General features: G+C 69.4%; 1 protein-coding gene. It reads right to left on the bottom strand.

Annotated features, from left to right (window positions below):
* Positions 1-77 precede the first annotated feature (77 nt).
* On the bottom strand, positions 78-791 hold a 714-nt coding region (locus H9657_RS09205), incomplete at its 5' end, for an endo-1,4-beta-xylanase (protein ID WP_191782603.1).

Consider the following 791-nt stretch of genomic DNA (forward strand, 5'->3'; position numbering starts at 1 on the left):
GGTGCCGAGGCACCACGCCCGCTGCGTCACCGTGCAGCCGACCGGGGAGGGCCGGTCAACCGTGGACGATCAGGTCGTCACGACGCCGCACAGCTCACGGTCGGCCACGTCCAGTTGCCGCCGTGCTGGACCGTGAACCCGAAGGACGCGGTCTGGCCGTTCGACAACCCGCCGTTGCCCCGCATCACCATGACGTTGGCGGAGGGCCAGCTCGGCGTCCCGCTCCACGTCGCGATGATGCGCTGCGAACCCTGCAGCGTGACGGTCGAGGACCACCCGCTGATGTTGCCGTTGGCGCGGATCGTCACGACCCCGTTGAAGCGGTCGTTCCACTTCTCGCCCTCGGAGTACGTCGCCGTGCACGTGCCCGTCCCGTTGCCCGGGTTCTGCGTCGGGCTCGTGGTCGGGTTGGTGCCCGGGTCCGTCGTGCCGCTGCCCGCGTTGAGGGCGTCGAGCGTGTAGTTGTACGCGGCCTTCTTGTTGCCCGAGCCGTCGAAGAGCAGCGGGGTGCCCGAGGCACGCCACGACTCGCTGTCACGCACGCCCCAGACCGTGATCCCGGTGCAGCGGGCGACCGAGAGGCACGCCTGCGTGACGCCGCGGAACTGCTCGGCCTGCGAGGTGCCGGAGCCCTCGATGTCGAGCTCGGTGATCTGCACGTCCACGCCCAGGTCGGCGAAGTTGCGCAAGGTCACGTCGTAGTTCGACGGGACGGGGTTGCCCGAGTTGAAGTGCGCCTGGAAGCCGACGCAGTCGATCGGGACGCCGCGGGCCTTGAAGTCCTTGACCAT

Source organism: Cellulomonas avistercoris (assembly GCF_014836445.1).
GTDB lineage: Bacteria > Actinomycetota > Actinomycetes > Actinomycetales > Cellulomonadaceae > Cellulomonas > Cellulomonas avistercoris.